This window comes from Myxococcus sp. AM011 (assembly GCF_013372595.1).
Taxonomy (GTDB): Bacteria; Myxococcota; Myxococcia; order Myxococcales; family Myxococcaceae; genus Myxococcus; species Myxococcus eversor.
Genome location: NZ_JABXEM010000482.1, coordinates 1 through 3,295 on the forward strand (window position 1 = coordinate 1; position 3,295 = coordinate 3,295).

Below are 3,295 nucleotides of genomic sequence, written 5' to 3' on the forward strand. Positions count from 1 at the left end.
TGGTTGGACGTGCGACAGTGTAGAGCGCCCTGGCGGCCCGCGCAGCACGTCATGAGGGGGCTGCGGCCGGGCAGGGGCTTTTTCAGGCCCTCGCGTGACGCGAGCGTGACGGCCTCAGCGCTTGCGCCGCCGCCCGATGAAGCTGGCGAAGTGCTCCGCGAAGCGCGCCACGGCCAGTCCCACGACGTCCAACAGCCACCGCTGGAGGCCGGAGCGGCCGCACTGCTCGGGCAGGACGTGCCTCGACAGGGCCACGTGTTTGTCCAGCCACAGGGCCGCTTGCGCCGCTACGCCGGGCTCCTCCGCCTCCACCAGCGTCTCCAGATTCACGAGCGACAGCGGGTCCAGGTTGAAGCTGCCCACCAACAGCGTCCTGCCGTCCACCACCGCCGCCTTGGCGTGCAGCGTGGAGGCCGTCCACTCGTGGATGCTCACCCCGGCGCGCAGGAAGGTGGCGTACAGCCGCATCGTCGCCGCGCGGGCGAAGATGACGTCGCTGCGTCCGGCGAGCAGCAGCGAAACCTTGACGCCCCGGCGCGCCGCGCGCGTCAGCGCCTTCACGAAGCTGTTGTCGGGGAGGAAGTACGCGTGCGCGAGGATGACCTCTTGCTTCGCCCCGTCGATGGCGGACAGGTAGCGCTTGCGCAGCTGGTGCCCCCCGCCGATGCCGGACAGGAACAGCCTCACCGCGCCCGCCGACAGCGCCGCCGCGCCCGCTGTCAGCTTCTCCCCGAGCTGCCGGCAGATGTCGCCCCGCAGCTCCACCGCCAGGTCCGCCCAGCCGGGCACGTCGCCCTTGGCCGCGTAGGCATCGCCGATGTTGATGCCGCCCAGGAACGCCACCGTGTCGTCGACGAGGAGGATTTTGCGGTGGTTGCGCCACGAGCGGCCCAGGCACAGCGACGTGAGCGGGTTGTACACGCGCACCTTCGCGCCCGCGGCCAGCAGCGTCCGGGTGAGGTGCTTGCTGGCGCCGATGCTCCCCCATCCGTCCACCACCACCTTCACCAACACGCCCCGCTTCGCCGCCGCCGCCAGCGCGTCCAGGAAGAGCGCGCCCACGCCCTCGCGCTCGAAGGTGTAGACCTCCAGGTGGATGCGGTGCCGGGCGAAGGAGATGGCCTCCAGCATCCGGGGAAACGCCTCCGTCCCTCCATCCAGCAGCGTGCAGTGCTCGCTCGCGTGCTCCCGGGCCAGTGACGGCTGGGACAGCGGGAGCGCGGGCTGCGGGACGACGGAGGCTTCGGTGCGCATGAGCGCATCCACCCTACAACTCTCCCGGGCGGAGCGGGACACGCCCCGGGTGACAGGGAGCGCTTGCCCGGGTGTCCGTCCTGGCTGTCCTCCTTGGACTTCTTCGGCTCGGGCGGATGTGAGTCGTGGACGGGGGTGGCCACGTGAGACATCGACGGTGCGCGTCCAGTTCTGTACCCTTCGCCCGTGCCTGCCGCTGAAAAAGCAGTCCGTCATCGCAAGATTGGCGCGTATCGAGTTCTCGGAGAGCTGGGCCGAGGTGGGATGGCCGTCGTGTATCGCGGCCTCCACGAGATGATTCAGCGCGAGGTCGCCATCAAGGAATTGCTGCCCGAGGGCAAGCGAGACCGGGAGACCTTGTCCCGGTTCCGCCGGGAGTCGCTCGCGCTCGCCGCCTTCCGCCACCAGAACATCGTCACGCTCTACGACCTGGTGGAGAAGAACGACAGCATGTTCATGGTGATGGAGCTGGTGGACGGCCCCACCCTCCACACGCTCATCAAGGAAGGGCCGCTGCCCCCGGACGTCACGGGCGTCATCGCCGCGCGCATCGCCAGCGCGCTGGACCACGCGCACTTCCGCCACATCATCCACCGCGACTTGAAGCCCGCAAACGTCATGCTCACCAAGTCCGGTGACGTGAAGCTGATGGACTTCGGCATCGCCAAGGACGTCGGGCTGGAGGCGCTCACGCAGGCGGGCATGGCGGTGGGTACTCCCTCGTACATGTCCCCGGAGCAGGTGACAGGCGCGCCGCTGGATGGCCGCACCGACATCTTCTCGCTCGGCGTGCTGCTCTACGAGGCCCTCTCCGGTGCCCGGCCCTTCCACGGCAAGACGGCGGGCGAGGTGTTCGCGAAGATTCGCGACGGCAAGTACACGCCGCTCAACAAGGTGGCGCCCAACGTGCCCTCGCCCCTGGTGCGCATCATCCAGCGCGCCATGGAGGTGAAGCCGGAGGACCGCTTCCCGGACGCCGCCGCCATGCGCCGCGAGCTGGACGTCTTCCTGGCCCAGGAAGTCCAGGTGTCCCATGCGGGGCTGCTGGTCGCCTTCCTGCGCCACCGCCAGAAGCTGACGGAGACGGAGGCGCAGCAGCTCTTGCGGCCCCAGGAGCTGGACGCGGCGGTGGAGGTCTTCGACACCTCGCGCTCTCGCTCCGGCGGTGGACTCAAGTGGGCGCTCGTCGCGCTCGTCCTCGCGTCGCTGGCCGGAACCGGCCTCTACTTCACCCAGGCGCAGTGGGCGCCACTGGTGCAACAGCTCACCCGCTGAGGCGGGAGGAGGCAGTCCATGGGACGCATGGTCACTTTCATCCTGGGCATCGTCGTGCTGGTCGCGGCGGCGCGGTACGTCCTCAACCGCCCGGCCAAGACGGACCCGGAGGCGGCCGCCGCTCGCAGGCTGCAGAACGTGCACAAGGCCGCTGACCGCATCGAGACGGACCTGAACAAGAACGCCGACGCCATCTTCAACAAGGCGGAATGAGGCGCGAGCGCCCTCGAGACGGCGCTCGCGGTTCCCGCTGTTGCTACACGATTACTTCTTCTCGTGCGTGACGGTGACGATGGTCCCGATTCCGCCGCGCACGAACCAGTCACCCACCAGCGTCAGCTTGCGCGGCTGGATGGCCTTGATGATGTCGTCGGCGATGGTGTTGGTGACCTTCTCGTGGAAGGCCCCCTCGTTCCGGTAGGCCCACATGTAGAGCTTCAGGCTCTTCAGCTCGATGCAGAGCTGGTCCGGGACGTACGTAATCTTGAACCGGGCGAAGTCCGGCTGCCCGGTGAGCGGGCACAGACACGTGAACTCCGGGCAGTCGAACGCGATTTCGTAGTCGCGCTCGGGCGCCGGGTTGGGGAAGGTCTGGAGTTCCTTGGTCGGCTGCGAAGGCATGGCGCTGTCGTCTACCACACCATCGCTACGTGTCATCCACGACGTGGCTCCCAGCCCCCCTGGCTGCCCCTGAAGGGTTCTGTCACCCCCTCAACGCGGCGGTCGTCCACCAGCGTGGAATGCGGGGGGCGGGCGGGTTGCGCAC

Annotated in this window: 4 protein-coding genes; 2 read left to right on the forward strand and 2 right to left on the reverse strand. The window is 68.6% G+C overall.

The features are described from left to right. Positions 1–114 precede the first annotated feature (114 nt). Positions 115–1,254: a phosphatidylserine/phosphatidylglycerophosphate/cardiolipin synthase family protein gene (locus HUW62_RS46405; protein WP_176438098.1), complete on the reverse strand. Its 1,140-nt coding sequence runs from the start codon at positions 1,252–1,254 to the stop codon at positions 115–117. A 222-nt stretch (positions 1,255–1,476) separates the two neighbouring features. Between HUW62_RS46405 and HUW62_RS46410 the strand changes: the two genes are divergently transcribed. Both HUW62_RS46410 and HUW62_RS46415 read left to right on the forward strand, forming a co-directional pair. Further along, positions 1,477–2,529: a serine/threonine-protein kinase gene (locus tag HUW62_RS46410; protein ID WP_368670655.1), complete on the forward strand. Its 1,053-nt coding sequence runs from the start codon at positions 1,477–1,479 to the stop codon at positions 2,527–2,529. A gap of 18 nt (positions 2,530–2,547) precedes the next feature. Beyond that, a complete protein-coding gene (locus HUW62_RS46415) occupies positions 2,548–2,742 on the forward strand; it encodes a hypothetical protein (RefSeq protein ID WP_163870988.1) in 195 nt (64 codons plus the stop codon). A 51-nt stretch (positions 2,743–2,793) separates the two neighbouring features. Here HUW62_RS46415 and queF read toward each other — a convergent pair whose 3' ends face one another. Next, on the reverse strand, positions 2,794–3,150 hold the full coding sequence (queF, locus tag HUW62_RS46420) for a preQ(1) synthase (protein WP_141646096.1): 357 nt from the start codon (positions 3,148–3,150) through the stop codon (positions 2,794–2,796). Positions 3,151–3,295 lie beyond the last annotated feature (145 nt).